Raw genomic sequence first — 21,001 nt, 5'->3', positions numbered from 1 at the left:
CTTTTTTTAATATTTTTTTAAAATATATAATTTTCATAAAAGAAATAATAATTTTTAAAATTTGTAATTGTTTTAGAATAACAAAGAGTATATATATATATATATATATCATAATTAAAATAAATCTTCTTTTTTAATAATTTTATATTGTCCTAACTCCAAATCATCAGGGAGATTTAAGTTGTTGAATTTAACTCTTTTTAAATATGTAACTTTATAATCAAAAGAAAGAAACATCCTTTTTACTTGATGAAATTTTCCTTCACTAATACTTAAAAAACATTTATTTTTTTCTATTAATTCCAAAAAGGAAGGTTTAACTTTTTCGGTTTGGGAAATATAAAAACCTTGTGCAAATTTTTCTTTTAACAAATCAAAATTGATTTCTTTATCTAACTCTACATAATATTTTTTAATTATGTGTTTTTTAGGTGATAAAAGATTATGAGTGCTTTCACCATCATTTGTAATTATTAGCAGTCCTTCTGTATCTAAATCCAATCTTCCTATTGTATGTAAATTTTTTATATTAGTAATAGATTCAGGAAGTAAATCAAAAACTGTTTTATATAAATTATCTTTATTTGCACAAACATATCCTGCGGGTTTATTTAGTAAAATATAAATAAATTTTTCTCTTAAATAAAGAGAATTCCCGTTAATTGTAATTTGTAAATAGCTTTCTTGAAATAATTGACCTACTTTAATTTTTGAATTATTTACAAGAATTTGTTCTTTTAAAATTAACTTTTTAATTTCTGTTCTAGAGAGATTGCAATTATCTGAAATTATTTTTTCTATTCTTTTCATTGTAACCTTATAAATTGTTTAAATCTATTATTTTGTCAAATTTTTCATAATGTTTAAGATCTAAATTATGATTAACTAAAATAAGGGTTATTTCTTTATCTTCGATCAGTCTATCTAAAATGATTTCTATATTTTTTTTATCTAAATTTGAAAAAACCTCATCAAAAACTAGGAATTTTCTATTTAAATAAAATACTCTAGCAAGTGATAATCTTTGTTTTTGTCCTTCAGATAAAGCAATGGCAGACTCTTTGTGTTCAATTTTTTGCTGAACTTCATTTCATAAATTAGCTTTTTTAAGTGCTTCTATTACTTTTTCATCATTGTTTTGTTCTCATAAAGAAACATTTTTGTAAATCTCTTCATCAAAAATGATATTTTCACTATTTAAATAAGTTATTTTATTTTTATAGGAACTATCTGAAATAGTTTTTAAATCTGCTTTGTTAACTAAGATTTGCCCTTCATAATCTTGCTCAATACCAAGAATTAGTTTTAATAATGTAGATTTTCCTGTTCCTGAAGCGCCTTTGATGAAGTATTTTTTTCCTTGTTCAAAACTAAAATTAAAGTTATTGAAAATTAAATTTTTTCCATTTTTGTAACTAAAATTAATATTTTTTAGTTCAATTTTCTCTATTTCTTTTTCTAAAGTATTTCCTAAATCTTTTTCAATATTAAATTCAATTTTTTCTATTATTTTTTTAGATGTTTTTATTTTTTTGATTCCTGAAATATATGAAGGAACAGTGGTAATTAGTTTAGGAAATAGAAAATTAATAAAAGTAAGAGTAAAAATAGTAATATGTGGAACTTTTAAAAATAATAAAATAGCCATAGTGATTATTGAAACAAATTGTAGTATTCTTAAAATTCTTTCAGGAATCATTTCATTTAAAGCTTGAGCGTTGTTAACTTTTAAAGATGCTTTATAAAGTTGTCAATTTTTTTCTCTTGAGTTTTGATAAATTAAATGAGTTTTGTTGTTATAAAATAGAATTTTAAATCCATTTAAATAATTATCAATAACTTGTAAAAATTCAGTTCTTGCATTGGAATAATCTTTTTGTTTTTTTGTTTGTTTTTTATTGAAAAATAAAGAAAGCAGAACTGAAAAAAACACAATAATTAAAATAATGGGAATTAAATAAAAACTAATCAATCCTGCTGAAATTAAACTAGCTATTAGTCCAATTGTGGAACCGATTGTTCTAACCATTGTTAAAATAACTTGATCAAAAACAAGATTGCTATCATTGAAAATAATACTAAAAATTTTAGCACTATCAAATTCATAACTGTTTTTAGCAGTTGAATTTATAAATTTATTAAACACGTTTTCTATTAATTTATTAATTAATTTCATTCTAAAATAAACTTCAAGTCGCACTCTTCATCAAATGGAAAATTTAGTAAAAAAATCAGTTGCTAAAATAAATATAATAACAATTAAAAAACTTTTAAAAAAAGCATATTTATCATTTGTAGGAACAATTGCATCATAAATTAAAGAAGAAGCATAAGACATTAAAATTCCAAAAAGAAGTGTTGAAACAACATTAATAATTTCAGCAATAATATACAAAATTGTATATTTTTTAGATGCTCTTAGCGATCATTTCATCTTTAATTTTCTCCATATCTATAATATAATCATACATTTCATAATTTTCAGCATGGTGACTGATATTTAAAATTGTTAATTCTTTATTTTGAAATAAGAAATTTTCAATTAATTCAATATTTTCTTTATCTATATTAGCAAGTGCTTCATCTAAAATTAAAAGATTTTTGTTTCTTAAAAAAGTTCTTGCAAAATTAATTCTTTGCTTTTGTCCTGTTGATAAACTATTGTTTAAATTGATGTCATAATCTAAAGAAATTTCTGTTAAGTTAACTTTTTCCAATGCCTCTTTTGCTTCGTTATTCATACCTTGTTCTCAAAGAGTTAAATTATTATAAACAGTATCAAAGAAAACAAATTCTTTTGAGTCTAAATAAGTAAAGAAGTTATTAACTTCAGGTTGAGAAATTTCTTTTAAATCATAACCATTTAAAAGGATTTTTCCTTTATATTCGTTAATTTGTTTAGTAATTATATTTAAAAAAGTAGACTTCCCTGAACCAGACGGTCCTTTGATTAAATACTTTTTTCCTTTTTCTATTTTTAAGTTAAAATCTTTAAAAATTACATTTTTTTCATTATAAGAATAGCTTAAATTTTCTATTATTAATTCTTCAAATTTAGGATTATCTCCTTTGAAAAATAATTTTTCATTTTTTGGTGTACTTTTGAATTCTTCTAATTTTTCTTTTAAACTTTTATAATGCACAAAGAATCATGAAGAGATTCTGAAGGATAAACTAATTTTAAAGCTAAGTGCAGGAATTATTATAATGTTTGCAACCATTTCATTTTCAAAAAGAATAAAATAAGCTGTTACTATTAATAGAGCAATATCAGTTATTGTTATTACATATCAAGTTACAACATCAACCAAAAATAATATAGAAAATATTTTCAATAATTTCATTCTAAATTTTGTGTTTAAATTATTTAATTGTTCTTGAAAAATGTGTCTAACATCTAGAAAATAAAACATTTTATAAGTGGATAAAAAAGCAGATAGTTTTACATTTCCTTCTTCAAAAGTTTTCATTAATAATTTTCATTTTTTTGAATTAAATGAAGAAATAATTAAAGGAATAACTGTTGTAATAAAAGAAAAAAGAAGGATAAATATACTTAGTTTTCAACTTGAAATTACTGCTAAAATAATGGCACAAATAATACTTCCGATATTGAAAAATAAGTTAAAAAAAGCAGAATACAACCTTTCAATAATTATTGGAATTTGATCTTGAATTTGTGAAATAAATTTACCTTTTGTTTTTATTTCAAAATTCATTGGATTTTCATTAACAGTTGATCTTAAAATATCTTCTCTAAGATGAAACTGAATTTTATTAAAAATTTTATTTTTTAAAAATAATCGTACAAATGCTAGAATTGTTGCAAAAAACAACAAACACCCTTCTATTGTAATTCAAAAATAAAATTCTTTACTGTTATTTTCTTGGATGTACTGATTAATTAATCCAGGAATGTATAAAGAAAAAGTTATTTTTGTAGCTATTAGCATTTCAATAATTGCAATAAAAAAAGTAAGTATTTTTTCTTTATTCAAATATTTAAACATTATTCAATTATACAACTTTCTGCAAGTAGTTTTAATGATTTAATAACCATTTCTTCAATTATATTTTGTTTTTCTTTGATTTTATTTTTTAGATATTTTATATTACCACCCGTAAAAAATACTGGAAGATTTTCTTTATTCATTTGCTCTATTAATCCTTTTATTGCAAAATAATTTCCGTTTATTATACCTATTGATAAAGCATCAACTGTGTTTGTCCCAATTGATTTATCAATTTTATCATTTAAGTTGATTTTATTTATTTGTGAAGTTGAATTAAAAAGAGAATTTAGTCCTTTTTCTATTCCTGGCAAAATCACAACTCCTTTAATTTCTTTTTTATATATTTTTGAAATAACAGTTGCTGTTCCAAGAGACACAATTATTGCTGATTTAAATTGTTTTGCTGTATAAAAAGCATTTAGTAAAATATCTGTTCCAATCTCAGAAAGATTAATTTGATTACTAATAATTAAATCTGTTAACTTAAATACGTGGTTTTTTATTTGGTGAATTTTAATATTATTTTCTTTTAAAACATTTTCTATTATTATATTTTTTTCAGGCTTTACTGAAGAAAAATAAGCATTTATAAAGGAAAAACCTTTATTTTTGATTTCTTTTAGTTTTGAATTTAAAGTATTTTCATCCATTTTATCAACTGGAATCTTTTCTATTTCTAATTCTTTGTTTGTGTTTAAAAATCCAATTTTTAAAAGCGAATTTCCTAAATCTAAATATAGCATTTATCCCTTTCTGTAAAAACTTTTGAAAATCTTTTCAAAAGTTTGTCAATTTAATTCTTGTGGTCTTGTGTTTTCAAGAATATTATTTTCTTTAAAAACATTTAAAATGTCTTGACTTGGAAATTTATTTTTTAAATTATTGTAAAGGGTTTTTCTTTTCATAGAAAAACAAAGTTTTACAAATTCTAAAAATTCATTAACATAATTTTGATCTAAATTTTCTTTAATTTTTATTGTTATAATAGCAGAATTTACTTTTGGTTTTGGAAAAAAACAAGTAGGAGGAACAATAAATTCTTTTGTAACATCTGCTAGAAATTGACAACTAACTGACAATTTTCCATATTCACTTTTATTATTTTTTGAAACGATTCTTTGTGCAACTTCATCTTGAACCATTATTGTTAATTTTGAAAAACTATTTATATTTTCGAATATTTTAAACAAAATTTTGCTTGTGATATAGTAAGGTAAATTTGCAACAACTTCTTTTTTTGAATCAAAAGAAATTTCTTCTTTTAAAAAATCATTATGAATTAAATTAAAATTTTTGCTTGTTATCTTGTTTTTTAAAATTTCTATCATATCATTATCAATTTCAAAAGCAGTTAAATTTTTTGCTTTTGAAACAAGGATTTCAGTTAAAGCACCTTGTCCTGGTCCTATTTCTATGATTTCTTTATTTTCTACATTTGCTATTTCTATAATTTTATTGATAATATTTTTGTCAATTAAAAAATTTTGTCCCAATTGTTTTTTAGCTCTAATTTCTTTATTCATTATTTTATACCCCAAAGACTCTTTTAACATTATTTAAAATAATTTGTTTCATTTTTTCTTTTGAAATTCCTTTTATTAAACTTATTGTTTCGAGTGTATATTTTACATAGTGAGAATGATTAGTTTCAGAACGAAAAGGTTCTGGAGTTAAATAAGGAGCATCTGTTTCTGTAAAAATTCTTTCTAAAGGAATCATTTCTATCACTTTTCTTGACTCAACATTTTTTTTAAAAGTTATAACACCTGAAAAAGAAAAGTAAACATTTTTAAATTCAAGAAATTTTTCAGTTCATAATCTGTTGCCTGAATAAGTGTGAAAAACGAAGGGAACATTTTTATATTTTTTAATAATTTCATATATATCTTCAAAAGCATCCCTAATATGTAAAATTACAGGTAAATCATGTTTTTTTGCAATCTCAATTTGTTTAATTAAAGAATTAATTTGAATATCTTTAGATGGATTATCTTCATAATAAAAATCCAAACCAACTTCACCTATTGCTACAATGTCTTTTGTTATTAATTTATCTAAATTTTCATAATCATCATTAATAGAAACAGTATTAGGATGTATCCCAAGAACTGGAAAAACATTTTTATGTTTTCCAAATTCCTGCATAATTTCTGTATTTTCGTTTCAATTAGTTGAAACGAAAAACATTTTATAAATGCCATTTTTAAAATTTTCTTGAATTTCTTGTGAAGGATTTTGATAATATTCTTTAAATGGATGAGCATGTAAGTCAATTAGATTATTTTCCATAATATTGGTACTTAATTTATAAAAGAAAGTAGATTCTTTTTCTCTTTTAATTTCTTTTTTAAAAAAAGGATTAAATTTTTCAATTATTTTTTGTGAAAATAAGTTAGTTTTATCTGCTGTTATAAAACAAGTATCTAGATTATATTCATTTTTTATCAATTCAAGTGCTTTTTCTAAACATAAGGTTCCAATTCCTCTTTGTCTTAATTTTGGATTAACTCAATAACCAATGTTACCAAAATTATTAATAATTTCATTATTTGAATCGTTACTTTTTCTTATATTAAATCAAGCTGCTATTTCATCAAATTCACCATCTTCATCTATTAAAAATAAAATTTTACCTTTTAAAAACTCATCATCTGCTTCTTTTTTAGTTAGTTCTTTTAAGAAGTTTATAATTTTAGGAAAATTTTCTTCAGAAATTTCAATTTTTGAAAAACTTATTGGATTATTTTCAAAATTTGTATTTAAAAAAACGTCTTTATGCTTGGTTTTTAATTCACTAAATCTAAAATTAGCCATTTTTATTCCTTAATTCTTTTTTTTCTTTCTTTTAAGTTTATAATTTAAATAATAATTCAATTTTACAACAAAGGAGAAAAAATGCTAATAAACGAACGAAATGTTCTATTTGGAATGGAAAATTCCTTAAATCTAGCTAAAAAAATTTCACAAAAGGTAAATTTACCATTAACACCAATTAAAAAAGAGGTTTTTGCTGATGGAGAAGTTATGCTTAATTCAGCTGAAACTGTAAGAAATTCAAATGTTTTCATAGTTGCAAGTACCCATACACCAGTAAATGACAATATTATGGAACTTTTAATTTTTATTGATTCATTAAAAAGAGCAAGTGCAAAAGAAATAACTGTAATTTTATCATATTATGGTTATGCAAGACAAGATAGAAAAGCAAAAGGAAGACAACCAATTGCTGCAAAATTAGTTGCAAATTTATTAGAAACTGCTGGTGCTACAAAAATAATCACTGTCGACTTACATAATCCATCAATTCAAGGTTTTTTCAATATACCTTTAGATGATTTAAGAGGGCAATATGTTCTTGCAAAAAGAATTAAACAGAAAAAACACTCTTTTACAGTTGTTTCACCAGATCATGGTGGAGCTGTTAGAGCAAGAATTTTATCTGAATTGCTATCAAATTCAGTTAAAATCGCTATTATCGATAAAAGAAGAGTAGGAACAAATCAAACAGAAGTTCTTGGTATAATTGGAACTGTCGATGAAGAGCATGCAATTATAGTTGATGATATTATTGATACAGGTGGAACCATTTTAAAAGCAGCTCAAACAGTAAAAGAACACGGAGCAAAAAGTGTTACAATAGTAGCTACTCATGGAATTTTTTCCCGTGGATTTGAAATGTTTGAAGAAAGTCCGTTTGTAGATAAAGTTATAATAACTGATTCTATTGAAAAACCAAAATTAAGTAAATTTTCAAAAATAGAAATAGTTTCACTTTGTGATTTTATATCAGAAGTTATTATAGCAACAATTAATAAATCATCTGTTTCAGATATTTATAAAGGTTTCAAAAATGAACTTCTATAAAGAAAAAACCCGTATTTTTGTAAATAATGAAGACAATTTTAAAACACTAGAAAAATATGTAAATTTAATAGAAGAAAAAAATAAGGTTATGAATTTAACAGGATTTAGCGGAGACGTTCTTTGAAAAGAAGGGATTTATGAATCGCTCCTTTTCATGAAAGAAAGTTTTGCTAATAAAATAACTACAGAAAAAAATCATTTTCTGGATGTTGGTGCAGGTGCAGGATTTCCTTCAGTTCCCTTTTTAATAACTAAACCTAATATTAAATTAACTATTTATGAACCTTTAAAAAAGAGAGTAAATTTTTTAAATATAGTAAAAGAAGAATTAGATTTAAATATGGAAATTTTTCCATTAAGAGCAGAAGAATCTAAAGAAAAAGAAGTTTTTGATTTTGTTTGTGCAAGAGCAGTTATGGACTTTAAAAGATTATTTGAAATAACTCATCATTTAGGTAAAAAAGGTGCATTTTTTAGTTTTTTAAAAGGTCCTAAAGCACAAGAAGAAGTTCAAAGTTCTGTGAATTTAACTCAAAAATTCAATGAAGAAATTAATGTAAATGAATTAAAAATTTTTGAAGATAAACAAAATTTTACTATTAATTTTCACAAATTACACTCTACTCCAATTGGTTTTCCAAGAAAGTGAGATAAAATTTTAAAAGAAAAATAAAAAGAACAAGTTGTTATTTTGTTCTTTTTCATTCTCTTTGTCTTTCTTCTAAAGTTTTTGATACAACTTTAATTTTGTCTATAAATTCTTTGTCATCAAAAGGTTTTGTTTCTTGAGCATTTACTCATAAAATGATTAAATAAAGAACCAAAATTCTGTGTTGTAAAACAAATTCGTAGTCATAAGAATCATAAGTGTTTAAAAAAATAGTTTCCTGTTCATCACTTAATCTTGATGATTCAATGAAATAAGCTAAATCAAAATGTTTATCACCTTTTGAAGCATATTCTCAATCTATGATTCAAATTTTATTATTTGGATCAATAATAATATTATTTGCTCACAAATCATTATGAAGAGGTGTATCTTTTTTCATATTTCTCAAAATTAAATTGATTTTTTTATAATATTCATTAATTATTGGAATATTAATGTTTTTATTTTTCAATATTTCTCTATATTTTTTAATTCTTGCTGCATGATTTGAATTAGGCATTTCTACTTTGGAAGTATGTATTTTTTTCATTAAATTAGCAATGTTTATTAAATTTTCATTTGTAATTTCTATATTTTTTCCATCAATTCACTCATATTTTAATAAAGAATCTGAATTTTCTAAAAGTTTAGGAACAAAATCAAAAACACTTAAGTTTTCATAATTTATTTTGTGATTAAATTCGTTATATTTTTTTTCTTGAAGAAAAGTGTCATTTTCTTTATATGAAATATTTGTATACCCATTATTTATCTTTATTTTCATTTTTTAATTATATAATTTTTATATGAAATTAAAAGAGTTTCCATTAGAAATTAATAAAAAATTAAAAAAAATTTCTTTTTTTTATGAAGGAAATCATAATAAAACTTATATTGGATATTTTGAAAATAAAAAAGTACAAATAAGAGTTAAAAAAAACAATATTGTTAATTCAAAAAATGAAGAAAATTTCTTTTTACAAACACAAAAAAATAATTTTGTTTATTACAAAGAAGGTAACTATATAAAATTTTGAATTTCAGGAGAAAATTTAGAAAAAATTTTTTTAACAAAGAAAAAACAAAGAAAAATTCTAGAACATTTGTATTATTTTTCGTCTTTAAAAGTAAAAGATATAGAAGTTTTTAATTGGGAAACTTGAAATCATAATGATAAGAAAATTACTAAATTATTAAATGGATACAAAAATGAAAAAATGACACTTTCTCACGGAGATTTAAGGAAGAAAAATATTATAATAGACAAAAAAAACGATATTTATTTTATTGATTTTGAATGAACTAGACTAAATTATTTAATGTTTGATTTAGCTTCTTTATATTTATACGTTAATATAAGTAAAAAATTAATTATTAAATATTTTAAAATCAAAAAAAATAATTTAGACAAATGAATATATTTGGTTAAAAAGTTTAATAATGAGTGAAACGAAAAAATGTATTAAATTTTAAACTCAAATTACTCTTGCAAACAGTGGTAAAATAAAATAAAACTTAAAAGAATTTAAAAAAATATAAAAATGGTAAAATTTAATTAAAAAATAAGGAGAAAAAATGAAAAAACCAGTTATTTTAACAGTTATTGATGGATTAGGTTTAAGAGAAGAAAAACAAGGAAATGCGTTTGCATTAGCAAAAACACCTACATTTGATGAATATTTTAAAAATTATCCTCATTCTATAATTCAAGCATCTGAAGATTTTGTAGGATTGCCAAAAGGACAAATGGGTAATAGTGAAGTAGGACATTTAAATATAGGGGCTGGTTTTGTTGTTTATACAGGATTATCCCTTATAAATAAAGCTTTAGAAGATGGAGAATTTAAGAAAAATCCAAAATTTTTAAGTGCTTTTGAAAATTCAAAAAAAACAAATACAGCCTTACAAATTATGGGTCTTTTATCTCCAGGGGGAGTGCATTCATTAGAAAATCATTTATTTGAATTAGTGGAAGCAGCTCATGAAAATGGAGTTAAAAAAGTTTCTATTCACTTATTTGGAGATGGAAGAGACGTTGCTCCACAATCCATATTAACATCACTTGAAAAATTAAATGCAATACTTTCTAAATATCCAGATTATAAAATAGCTTCTATTTCCGGAAGATTTTATGCAATGGATAGAGATAAAGTTTTTGAAAGAGTTGAGAAAGCTTATGATGCAATTTTAGGGTTTTCTAATGAAAAATTTACTGATGTAACTGATTATGTAAAACAACAATATGAAAAAGGAATTTATGATGAATTTTTAGTTCCAGCAGTAAATTATGAAGTTGAAAAAAATGACTTTTTAAGAAATAAAAACTCTGTAATATTCTTTAACTTTAGACCAGATAGAGCAAGACAATTAAGTCATTTGATTTTAAGAACTAATCTTTATGATTTTATGCCAGAAAAACAAGTTCATGTACATAATTTTGTTTCAATGATGAAATACGAAGGAATTGAAACAAATATTGCATTTGAAGAAACTGAAGTAAAAGAACCAATTGGAAAAGTTATAGAACAAGCAGGTTTAAAACAATTAAGACTTGCAGAAACTCAAAAATATGCTCATGTAACATTCTTTATGGATGGTGGTAATGATGTAGAATACAAAAACAGTGAAAGAATAATGGTTCCTTCTTTAAAAGTTGAATCTTATGCTGATGCTCCACAAATGTCTGCAAAAGAAATTACTGATAAATTATTAGAAAGAGCAAAAGAATTTGACCTTGTGATTATGAATTTTGCTAACCCAGATATGGTTGGACATACAGGGAATTTAAAATCAGCAATAAAAGCAGTCGAAATTTTAGATGAGCAACTTGGAAGAATTAAAAAATGAGTTGAAGAAAACAATGCAATTCAATTTATAACAGCAGATCATGGAAATGCCGAAATTACAGAAGATGAAAATGGTAAACCAGCAACAAAACATACTTCTCAACCTGTAATGTTAATTACAACAGATAAAACTTTAAAATTAAAAGATGGAAAATTAGCAAATATCGCACCAACAGTTTTAGATTATATGGGTATACAAAAATCCAAATATATGACTGAAGAATCACTGATTATAAAAAAATAATTTAAATTAATAGGAAAAATAAAGAAAATTTCCTATTTTTTTATTTTTTTAAAATTTTTTCACAAAAAAAGAAATATTAAATAGAATGAAAAAAAGAATTGTTAGAATTATTATGTTTTTACTTATTTGTTTTTTATTACCTTTTTTCAGTTTTTCAGCAGGTGTGCAAAAATATGAAAATAAAGATAAAATTTCTATATTAAACAAAGAAAAGTTATTCAGTAACATTAATTATATTGAAACTTTTAAAAAAGACTTTGACTTAGATTCACAAAATATAGCATTTTTAATAAAGAATCAAGAAAAAGAAAAATTTAGTCAAAAAAACAAATTTTTAATTCAAGTTATAAGTGAAATTAGCCCTAAAACAAAAGTCAATATTTATTATTTTAATAATGAAGATGATTATAAAACCATTCTTAATAAGATTAATACAGAAAAAAATAAAGGAATTTTTCATTTTTATGATCAGGTTGATAAAAATGATGAAAAAAATGAAGAAGCTTTAAAATTTCTTGAAAAATTTTCAGATATTAATTATATAGGTAATTTTTTTCCTGCAATTTATAAAGAAAATAATATTTTTTTAGATAGTTTTAATTCTATTTTGGTAGGAAATATAGGAACTCGTTTAAAAGGAAATATTGTTGATTTTAATTCTTTAAAAAAAGAAAATCAGTATGAAAATAAAAAAACAAAAAATGGCAAAATTTCTGCAAGCATTGTAGCAACAACTGCTTGAATTTCAAATACTGAAGAAGGTAGTATGGAAGATGCTTATTTAGCAACAGCAATAATAATAGCTACATTTTCAAGAATGATTATTGAAGATACAAGAAAAAATTTAAAAGAAAAAACTCTTTTAGCAATTAATTCTTTGCTTTCTTCTGCTAAAAATAATTTAAATTTTAATGAAAAATATTTTAATAATTTTTGACTTAAAATAGGTAGTGGAGTTTTTGATTTTGAAAAGTCCATTAAAAACTATCAAAGGTCTAAACTTATTAAAATTGAGAACACATCAAAAGAAAATGAAATAGCATATTTACAGGAATTCTCTTTTTTAAAGGAACAAGACTTAAATTTAACTATTTTTTGATATGATCAAGAAGGAGTGCGAGATAAAGAAAAATATCAAAAATATTTAGAACTTAAAATGAGTCAAGTGGCAGCAAGCTGACAACCTAATCCTGTATTTGGTGATATAACTAGTGAATATTTAAGAAAAGAGTACAAAAAAACTTTTTATTCTAAAAATGACTTAGATTTATTTTTAGATTTTTACGATGGTGGTTGAATAGAAATAGGTAGTTCAACAAGCAAAAAAGCTAATGTTGAGAAAATTTCACTGAAAATTCCTTATTCTGGAAAATATAGAATAAGAGTTAAAAAACCAAAAGAAAAAATAAAAGAGAACAGTAAATTTGTTCTCAATTACTAAGAAAGACCATTTTTTGTGTTTTTTTCTTTATAAAATGTGTTTATTTTCTTTCTTTTTTCAAAAAATAATGTAAAATTTTTATATATTAAAAAATAAAAATAAATTTAAAAGTTTTTATTCAAAATAAAAATTTTAAAAGTAATATAGAAAACAAAATTTTAAAAAAGAGGAAATATGATTAGAAAATTTTATTGTTCTAAAGTAGAAAACCATAATACAAAAACAGTTGAATTTCAATTTAAAGCAGCTAAACAACCAGATCATTTAGTTTTTAACAGTTTAGAAGAAACTATTAATTATTTCAAATCATTAAAATTAAATGCAACAATGTGACTAAGAGAAAACGGAATTTTTGTTAGTTCAATAAAAACAAGAATTGGTGAAGAAGAAGATTCAGAAGTTGAAGTTGAAATTGTTCATTTTGAACCTAAGAAAAAAGAAGTAGAAGTTGAATGAAACGTTTCTGATGATTGTGAAGAGTGCAAAAAACTAGATGCAAGTGTAGAGACTTGAAATAAAGTTGAAGAAGTTAAAAAAGAAGAAGTGAAAGTTGTTTCTCATTCTTCTTCAAATGTTGCAGAAGGAAATTGTAATTGCGAAATGTGTGCAATTGCCTCTTCTATCGAAGATTCAAACAAAGTGGTTGAATTAAAAGATGAAACTTTAGATTGTTCAGAATGTAAAGAATGCTCTGAATTTGAAGAAGAAGATGACAATAAATGTAATTGCGAATTGGAAGAAGAAAAAACTCCAATTTTAGAAACAAAAGAAAATATTGTTGTTGAAGAAGAATGTTTAGAATGCAAATTAGAAGCAGAAGTTGGTTCTGACTGTTATGAATGTAAAGAATGTGATTTAGAGGAAAATACATCTAAAGTTGTTTCTGCTGTAGAAATATCATCTGATTTACCAAACTCTAATTCATGTGAAGTATGTGAAAATAATGTAGAAATTGAAAAAGAAGAATGCAAAGGTTGTCAACTACAAGAAAATGAACAAACTTGTTCAGAATGTGACTATAGTGCAAATGATAATAAAGAAATTATTTCATCTACAAACAAAGAAGTTGAATTGTCACATATAGATTGTGATGAATGTTTAAGATTACTTGAAATTGAAAATCAAAATTTAATAAATGGATGTAATATTTGTGATTCATTTGTTAAATCAAACGTATCACCTTCAACTCAAGTTTTAGCTGAAAATGAAGAAAAATCAAAAGATTTTGTAACTTTAGAAGAAAAAAATAAAGTAGAAATTTCTTCAGATTGTGAAGCTTGTGCAAAAGCAAATCAAGTAGAATTAGAAGAAAAATGTTCAGGATGCGAAATCTTATTCAAAAAATCAGATATTCACCATGTAACAAACTTGGAATCAAAAGAAGGATGTCAAGAATGTTATAATATAGAACAAGAAATCGCTAAATGAAATGCTGAATTAAATAAATATTCAACTATTGAAAAAGAAGAACAAACAATTATTTCTTCTCCAAAAACTTCATCTGTTGTATCTAATAAAGAAAATCCACAACTAATAATAAATGAAAATTCTGAATCTTTAGTTGTTTCAGGTAAGGTTTTAGTTTACCACACTAATGAAAAAATAAATGTAGATGAAGAATATGTTTTAGTTAAAAAATCTACAAAAGAAGCAATTGATGTTGAAGTTGTTGAAATTTCTAGTTTAGATATTAATACAGGTACTCAAAACGTACAACAAACTAAAGAAAGTATCTGAACTAGAACAAACTATGTTCTATGATTTATTTTCTGAATATTACTATTACTTTTATTAGTATCATTATTAATTTTCTTCTTGGCAGTTTAATAATAAAAATTAAAACGTATCAAATTTATTAAGATACGTTTTTTTAAAAAGAATAATAATGTTAGCATTAGTTATACTTACTTTTATACTTGTCTTTATAATATTTCTATCAATAGGAATAAAAGAAATATTAATTTTAATTAAAGATATAAAAAGTAAAAAATCAAAATTCAGAGAATTAGCTGATTCTAATAAAAATAGAGTAATAATAGAATTAAAAAACGCAGTTGATGAACTTTCAAGAACTAAAACAGGAGCAATAATAACTATAGAAAATCACGATAATATTGAAAATTTAAGAACAGATGGAATAAAAATTGATTCCAATATTTCTTCTTCACTTTTACTTTCTATATTTAATAAAAACTCTCCACTTCATGATGGAGCAGTGATAATTCGTGGAAATAAAATGATTTATGCTTCCACCTATTACAAAATAACATCTAAATCAATTAATAATAAATTTGGTTCTAGACATAGAGCGGCAATGGGAATTAGTGAACAATCAGATTCAACAACTATTGTTGTTTCAGAAGAAACAGGAGGAATTACCATTGCAAAAAATGGTAAATTTGAATACGTTTTAATAGATGATTTTAGAAAAATTTTAGAAACAAAACTTAAAAATTAAGAAACAAAGGAGGGCAGAATATGACACCTATTGAAAATGCTATTGAAAAAAAAGATATTTCTTGGATTAGGGAATATTCGAAAAATACTCCTATTGTAACAATCGCCGATGAGGTAGAAAAATTAAATGATATTCATAGAATAATTTTCTTTAGAATGTTAAATACAGAAGTAGCAGGAGATGTTTTTTCTTATTTGCCAATTGAAATACAAGAAAATTTGATTCATAATTTTTCTCAAGATATGCTTAATCAAATTGTTGATGAACTTTATACAGATGAAATTGCAGATTTAATTGAAGAAATTCCACAAAATTTAGCACAAAAAATATTAAAAAACATCGATCCGGAAACAAGAAAAGCATTAAACAGAATCTTAAGATATAATGAAGATCAAATTGGTTCGGTGATGTCTGTAGACATTATAACTTTAAAAGAAAATTGAACCGCAGGACAAGCTTTAGAATATATTAGAAATAAAAAAGATGAAGTAGAGTTAACTCATTATTACTACATTGTTAATAAAAATAAAAAATTAGTTGGTGCTTTAACTTTAGAAGATATCGTTTTTTCAAAAGTATCTTACCAACTTAAAGATATTATGTTTGCAGTTCCTAATGTTTATACAACAGACTCAAAAGAAGAAGTTGCTAATATCTTTGCTGAACACGATATGTCAGTAATTCCGGTAATGAATTCATCTAATAAGCTTGTTGGAATGGTGACTTCAGATGATATTATTGATATTTTTCAAGAAGAAGCTACAGAAGATATTTATAAAATGGCAGGAATTAGTTCGAAGATAGTTGAAGAAGAATACTTAAAAACTAAAGTATTAACCATTGTAAAATCAAGAATATTTTGATTAATAATTTTGATGTTAGGTTCTACTTTATCACAAGTTGTTATTCAACTTTTTACCGATTCACTTGAAAATAGTTCAAGTTTAAAAGCTTTAGGACTAGGGATATTTATTTCAACAATTGTTTCGATAATTCCTGTAATTTCGGGTTCAGCTGGAAATGCTGGTTCGCAATCAGCAACTACCATAACAAGAGCCCTTTCTTTAGGGGAAATAGAAAAAAGAGGATATTTAAAAAAGGTATTTTTCAAAGAAGTTAATGTTGGAGCAATTATTGGATTAATATTAATGCTAGTCAATTTTTCAAGATTAGTAATTTATTTTATGATAACAAAAGATATTTTTAATACAGAATTTATTACATCCAGTGAAGGAATTGTTACTAAATTACCTAAATATGCCTATATTTTAATAATTTCAGCAGCAGCTTCTGTATCAATGTTTTTGGTAATTATCTTTTCAAAAATTTTAGGTTCTGTAATACCTTTATTAGCAGCAAGAATGGGTAAAGATCCAGCTGTTATGTCTGCACCTATTTTAGCAACTTTAACAGATGCAACTTCAACTTTTATCTTTTTTGGTATAACTATTTTAATATTCTTATTAATTTAATATAATTTATATAAGGAGAAAATAATATGGATCAAGTAACAATATGAGTTATTGCTGGGGTTTTACTAGCTTTAATTATCGGAGTTCTTTTATTTCAAATAATTTCAGAAAGAATCAAAAGAAAAAAAATCAAAAAAGAAAAAGCAGAATTAAATAAAATAGAGCAAGAAGTAATTGAAGCATCTGTATATAAAGTGAATGCAATAATGGAAATTAACGATGACTTTTTAAAAAAATTTGTAGTTTCTGTTGGTGATAAAAAAATGAAGGACATTCGTAGTTTTGCAGAAAAACAATTAAAAGAAATCACTCATGAAAAAAAATATAAAAAAATTTTTATTCATAATAAATTGGAAAGAGATACTACAATTCATCAAAATATTTTAAATTTAATTGAAAATAAATCAAATTTATGATCTAAAAAAAATCAAGAAGAAATAAAATATTTTAAAGATATGGAAAAAATCTTTTTAGAAAAAAATTCAGAAGAATATTTATCTAAAAAAGAACAATTTAAGCAAGAGGTTTTATCAAATGTCTAAAAAGAAAAATATTCCCAATTATTTAACTATTTTTAGAATGATTTTATGAATTCCTTTTGTTATTCTTTTAGTCATTTATTACAATAATGCACATTATAAATATGCCTTTAAAGATAGTTTTATTAATTTTCATCTTTTAGCAGTTTCTGTTATCATCTTCTTGCTTGCAATGTTTACAGACTTTTTAGACGGATATTTAGCAAGAAAATGAAATGTAGTTAGCAATTTTGGAAAACTATTTGATCCAATTGCAGATAAAGTTATCACAACAACTGCATTAATATTTTTAGGACTATTTAATTTTACAGAAATTTGAGTAGTAATTGTTTTCATTGTTAGAGATATTGTTGTGGATGGATGTAGAAATTTAGCAGCAAAAAATAATTTAAATATTAGTGCTTCTATTTGAGGAAAATGAAAAACCTTTATTCAAAGCTTTGCTATTCCTTTCCTTTTCTGAATAACACCATTTTTTATTAATAATACAAACTGAGTTTGAATCTACTGAGTTGTAAATATCCCGCTTTTTATAGCACTTATTTTCTCTTTATTTTCTGGATTTTTATATGTGAAAGAAATGACAAAAATTCTAAAAAAATAATATAAATTAAACTTCTTTTTCCCAAGAAGTTTTTTATTTATTTTATATTTCTTTTTAGATAAATTTAAAAACTTTTAGATAACTTTATTGTATAATAGTAATAATAAATTAGTTAAATTAAGGAGAAAAAATGACCCCACATATTAATGCAAAACCAGGGAAAATTGCTAAAACAGTTTTAATGCCTGGAGATCCATTAAGAGCAAAATTTATTGCTGAAAAATTTTTAACAAATGTTGAACTTGTAAATACAGTTAGAAATATGTTTATGTACACTGGATTATACAAAGGAAAACCAATTACAATCGCTGCATCAGGAATGGGAGTCCCATCAATTGGAATTTACTCATATGAATTATTTAAATTTTATGATGTAGATAGAATTGTAAGAATAGGTTCTGCAGGAGCTTATACAGCAGATTTAAAATTATACGATGTTTTATTAGCTGATAGTGCTTATTCAGATTCACACGCATTTTCACAACTTGTGCTTGGAGAAAATACACATTTATTAGAACCATCTAAAAAATTAAATGCACAATTATTAGAAAATGCTTTAAAATTAGGAATTAATTTACATGTAGGAAGAGTTCACTCATCTGATGTTTTCTACTCTTCTAGACCATTAAATAAGACAATTGAATTAACAAAAGCAGTTGCTGTTGAAATGGAATCATTTGCTTTATTTGCAAATGCTAAAAAATTAAATAAAGAAGCTGCTTGTTTATTAACCATTTCAGATAATTTAATTACAAAAGAAGAAACTTCATCAGAAGAACGTGAAACTAAATTTTTACAAATGATGGAAATTGCTTTAGAACTTGCATAAAACAAAAATAGACTAACTTTTAGGTTGGTCTATTTTAAAAAAAGAAAAGTGAGAAAAAAATGAGAATAGTTGATTTAATAATAAAAAAAAGAGAAGGTTTTGAACTTACAGATAAAGAAATTGAATTTATTATTCATAATTATGTAAGTGGAGAAATTAAAGATTATCAAATGTCTTCCTTTCTAACAACAATTTTATTTAAAGGAATGACACCTAAAGAAATTGGTAAATTTACTTTAGAAATGATGAAATCAGGAAAAATAATTGATTTATCTTCAATTCACGGAATAAAAGTTGATAAGCATTCAACTGGTGGTGTTGGTGATAAAACAACTTTAGTAGTAGGTCCAATTATAGCAGCTTTAGGTGTTCCGGTTGCTAAAATGTCAGGTCGTGGACTTGGACATACAGGTGGAACTATTGATAAGTTAGAATCAATTCCAGGTTTTGGAGTTGAGTTAACTGAAGAACAATTTATCAATCAAGTAAATAAAATCAAAATTGCAGTTATAGGACAGAGCAATGACTTAGTTCCTGCTGATAAAAAACTTTATGCTTTAAGAGATGTTACGGGAAATGTATCATCAATTCCACTTATTGCATCTTCAATTATGTCTAAAAAACTAGCAACTGGTTCAGATGCAATTCTTTTAGATGTAAAATGTGGAAATGGTGCTTTTATGAGTAATTTAGAAGAAGCAAAAAAATTATCCGAACAAATGATTACTATAGGAAAACAACTTAATAGAGATGTTAGAGTAGAAATAACCAATATGTCTAGACCAATGGGAAAAGCTATTGGAAATAAAAATGAAGTTTTAGAAGCTATTGAAACTTTAAAAGGTAATGGACCAAAAGATTTTGTTGAGCTATGTTATTCTGCTTGTTCTACAATTCTAAAACAAGCAAAAGTTACAAACGATGAACAAGAAGCTTTAAAAATGATTGAAGAAGTAGTTCACAACGGTAAAGCACTTGATAAATTTTATGAATTTGTAAAATTCCAAGGCGGAGATGTTGATAAATTGAAAGCTGCTGATTTTTGAAATCCAAAATACAAATTAGAAGTATTTGCCCAAAAAGATGGATATATGGAAATCACTTCCGCATTAGATTTTGGTATCGTTGCTTCAAAACTTGGTGCAGGAAGGGAAACAAAAGAAGATTCAATCGATTTTGAAGCAGGAATACAAATTAACAAAAAAACAAATGACAAAGTTAATAAAAACGATCTTTTATTCACACTATATTCTTCAAATCCAATAAATGAAGAATTAGTTCAAGAATTAAAAGATTCATATAAAATAAATTCTCAAACAGTAGAAAATAAAATAATTTTAGAAAAAATGGAGTAAAAATGAATTGAGCAAAATTAATTGATCACACTTATTTAAAACCAGAAGGAACAACAAAAGAAATTAATAAACTTGTTGCTGAAGCAAAAGAATACGGTTTTAAAACAGTTTGTGTAAACTCATCATGAGTAAAATATGTAAAAGAAAAATTAGAAAATTCTGAAGTAGGAATCACAGCAGTGGTTGGTTTCCCTTTAGGTGCAATGATTACACAAGCAAAAGCACAAGAAGCAAAACTCGCTGTTAACCACGGAGCTGATGAAATTGATATGGTTATTAATATCGGGAAATTAAAAGACGAACAATATGAATTTGTTTTAAACGATATTAAAGCAGTTAAAAAAGAAATCGGTTCTAAAATTTTAAAAGTTATTGTAGAAACCGCTTTATTAACTAAGGACGAAATCAAAAAAGCAACAGAAATAGTTTTAGCTTCCGGAGCAGAATTTGTTAAAACTTCAACAGGTTTTTCATATAGAGGTGCTTCAGAAGAAGATATTAAAATTATGAAAGAAGTTGTAGGAGACAAAATTGAAATCAAAGCAGCCGGTGGAGTAAAAAGTCTAGAAGACTTGAAAAAAATGTATGATCTTGGTGCTACAAGATTTGGAACATCATCAGGTGTTCAAATTATGCAAGGAATAGCTTTAGATAAAAATAATAACTATTAAAAAACCAAATATACAG

20 protein-coding genes are annotated in these 21,001 nt (G+C 24.0%); 13 read left to right on the top strand and 7 right to left on the bottom strand.

Annotated features, from left to right (window positions below; translation table 4 throughout):
- Positions 1 to 114 precede the first annotated feature (114 nt).
- The 6 genes from ACXX84_RS00745 to ACXX84_RS00720 are packed head-to-tail and all read right to left on the bottom strand — an operon-like array spanning position 115 to position 6,827.
- Entirely contained in the window at positions 115 to 810 is a 696-nt protein-coding gene (locus ACXX84_RS00745; RefSeq protein ID WP_436358524.1) for a 16S rRNA pseudouridine(516) synthase, read from the bottom strand.
- Between the two features lie 7 nt (positions 811 to 817).
- Positions 818 to 2,434: an ATP-binding cassette domain-containing protein gene (locus ACXX84_RS00740; RefSeq protein ID WP_458572724.1), complete on the bottom strand. Its 1,617-nt coding sequence runs from the start codon at positions 2,432 to 2,434 to the stop codon at positions 818 to 820.
- Positions 2,409 to 4,010: an ATP-binding cassette domain-containing protein gene (locus ACXX84_RS00735; protein ID WP_458572723.1), complete on the bottom strand. Its 1,602-nt coding sequence runs from the start codon at positions 4,008 to 4,010 to the stop codon at positions 2,409 to 2,411. Before ACXX84_RS00735 ends, ACXX84_RS00740 begins: the two co-directional genes overlap by 26 nt.
- Complete coding sequence (locus tag ACXX84_RS00730) at positions 4,010 to 4,756, bottom strand: type III pantothenate kinase (protein WP_458559325.1); 747 nt, start codon at positions 4,754 to 4,756, stop codon at positions 4,010 to 4,012. Before ACXX84_RS00730 ends, ACXX84_RS00735 begins: the two co-directional genes overlap by 1 nt.
- Positions 4,757 to 5,536 (bottom strand): 16S rRNA (adenine(1518)-N(6)/adenine(1519)-N(6))-dimethyltransferase RsmA, encoded by a 780-nt coding sequence (gene rsmA, locus ACXX84_RS00725; RefSeq protein WP_458560335.1) that lies wholly within the window; start codon positions 5,534 to 5,536, stop codon positions 4,757 to 4,759.
- A 4-nt stretch (positions 5,537 to 5,540) separates the two neighbouring features.
- Entirely contained in the window at positions 5,541 to 6,827 is a 1,287-nt protein-coding gene (locus tag ACXX84_RS00720; protein ID WP_436358518.1) for a TatD family hydrolase, read from the bottom strand.
- A gap of 81 nt (positions 6,828 to 6,908) precedes the next feature.
- On the opposite strand from ACXX84_RS00720, the gene ACXX84_RS00715 reads away from it, so the two are divergent.
- Positions 6,909 to 7,877: a ribose-phosphate pyrophosphokinase gene (locus ACXX84_RS00715; RefSeq protein WP_436358517.1), complete on the top strand. Its 969-nt coding sequence runs from the start codon at positions 6,909 to 6,911 to the stop codon at positions 7,875 to 7,877.
- Positions 7,864 to 8,550, top strand: a complete 687-nt coding sequence (gene rsmG, locus ACXX84_RS00710) for a 16S rRNA (guanine(527)-N(7))-methyltransferase RsmG (protein WP_458572722.1) — start codon at positions 7,864 to 7,866, stop codon at positions 8,548 to 8,550. The genes ACXX84_RS00715 and rsmG overlap by 14 nt, the downstream gene beginning before the upstream one ends.
- 13 nt (positions 8,551 to 8,563) lie before the next feature.
- Here rsmG and ACXX84_RS00705 read toward each other — a convergent pair whose 3' ends face one another.
- Positions 8,564 to 9,310 (bottom strand): phosphotransferase, encoded by a 747-nt coding sequence (locus ACXX84_RS00705; protein ID WP_458560334.1) that lies wholly within the window; start codon positions 9,308 to 9,310, stop codon positions 8,564 to 8,566.
- A gap of 22 nt (positions 9,311 to 9,332) precedes the next feature.
- Between ACXX84_RS00705 and ACXX84_RS00700 the strand changes: the two genes are divergently transcribed.
- The 11 genes from ACXX84_RS00700 (at position 9,333) to deoC (ending at position 20,985) form a co-directional block, all read left to right on the top strand.
- Positions 9,333 to 9,992, top strand: coding sequence for a phosphotransferase (locus ACXX84_RS00700; protein WP_458572721.1), 660 nt, complete (start codon positions 9,333 to 9,335; stop codon positions 9,990 to 9,992).
- A gap of 109 nt (positions 9,993 to 10,101) precedes the next feature.
- Positions 10,102 to 11,616 (top strand): 2,3-bisphosphoglycerate-independent phosphoglycerate mutase, encoded by a 1,515-nt coding sequence (gpmI, locus tag ACXX84_RS00695; RefSeq protein ID WP_436358512.1) that lies wholly within the window; start codon positions 10,102 to 10,104, stop codon positions 11,614 to 11,616.
- 85 nt (positions 11,617 to 11,701) lie between these two features.
- Positions 11,702 to 13,057: a hypothetical protein gene (locus ACXX84_RS00690; RefSeq protein WP_436358510.1), complete on the top strand. Its 1,356-nt coding sequence runs from the start codon at positions 11,702 to 11,704 to the stop codon at positions 13,055 to 13,057.
- A 174-nt stretch (positions 13,058 to 13,231) separates the two neighbouring features.
- Entirely contained in the window at positions 13,232 to 14,884 is a 1,653-nt protein-coding gene (locus ACXX84_RS00685; RefSeq protein WP_458557227.1) for a hypothetical protein, read from the top strand.
- 58 nt (positions 14,885 to 14,942) lie between these two features.
- Positions 14,943 to 15,515 (top strand): diadenylate cyclase, encoded by a 573-nt coding sequence (locus tag ACXX84_RS00680; RefSeq protein WP_436358508.1) that lies wholly within the window; start codon positions 14,943 to 14,945, stop codon positions 15,513 to 15,515.
- Between the two features lie 20 nt (positions 15,516 to 15,535).
- Complete coding sequence (gene mgtE, locus ACXX84_RS00675) at positions 15,536 to 16,987, top strand: magnesium transporter (protein ID WP_458560330.1); 1,452 nt, start codon at positions 15,536 to 15,538, stop codon at positions 16,985 to 16,987.
- A gap of 26 nt (positions 16,988 to 17,013) precedes the next feature.
- A complete protein-coding gene (locus ACXX84_RS00670) occupies positions 17,014 to 17,529 on the top strand; it encodes an MHJ_0274 family protein (RefSeq protein WP_436358505.1) in 516 nt (171 codons plus the stop codon).
- Positions 17,522 to 18,130, top strand: coding sequence for a CDP-diacylglycerol--glycerol-3-phosphate 3-phosphatidyltransferase (gene pgsA, locus ACXX84_RS00665; protein ID WP_436358504.1), 609 nt, complete (start codon positions 17,522 to 17,524; stop codon positions 18,128 to 18,130). Before ACXX84_RS00670 ends, pgsA begins: the two co-directional genes overlap by 8 nt.
- A gap of 130 nt (positions 18,131 to 18,260) precedes the next feature.
- Positions 18,261 to 18,959 (top strand): purine-nucleoside phosphorylase, encoded by a 699-nt coding sequence (deoD, locus tag ACXX84_RS00660; protein WP_436358503.1) that lies wholly within the window; start codon positions 18,261 to 18,263, stop codon positions 18,957 to 18,959.
- A 59-nt stretch (positions 18,960 to 19,018) separates the two neighbouring features.
- Entirely contained in the window at positions 19,019 to 20,314 is a 1,296-nt protein-coding gene (locus ACXX84_RS00655; RefSeq protein ID WP_436358502.1) for a pyrimidine-nucleoside phosphorylase, read from the top strand.
- 2 nt (positions 20,315 to 20,316) lie between these two features.
- Positions 20,317 to 20,985, top strand: a complete 669-nt coding sequence (gene deoC, locus ACXX84_RS00650) for a deoxyribose-phosphate aldolase (protein ID WP_458559333.1) — start codon at positions 20,317 to 20,319, stop codon at positions 20,983 to 20,985.
- The last annotated feature ends 16 nt before the right edge of the window (positions 20,986 to 21,001 follow it).

This window comes from Mycoplasma sp. AC157 (assembly GCF_054343415.1).
Note: the sequence above shows the minus strand (reverse complement) of the source record. Positions and strands in the feature narration are given on the sequence as shown.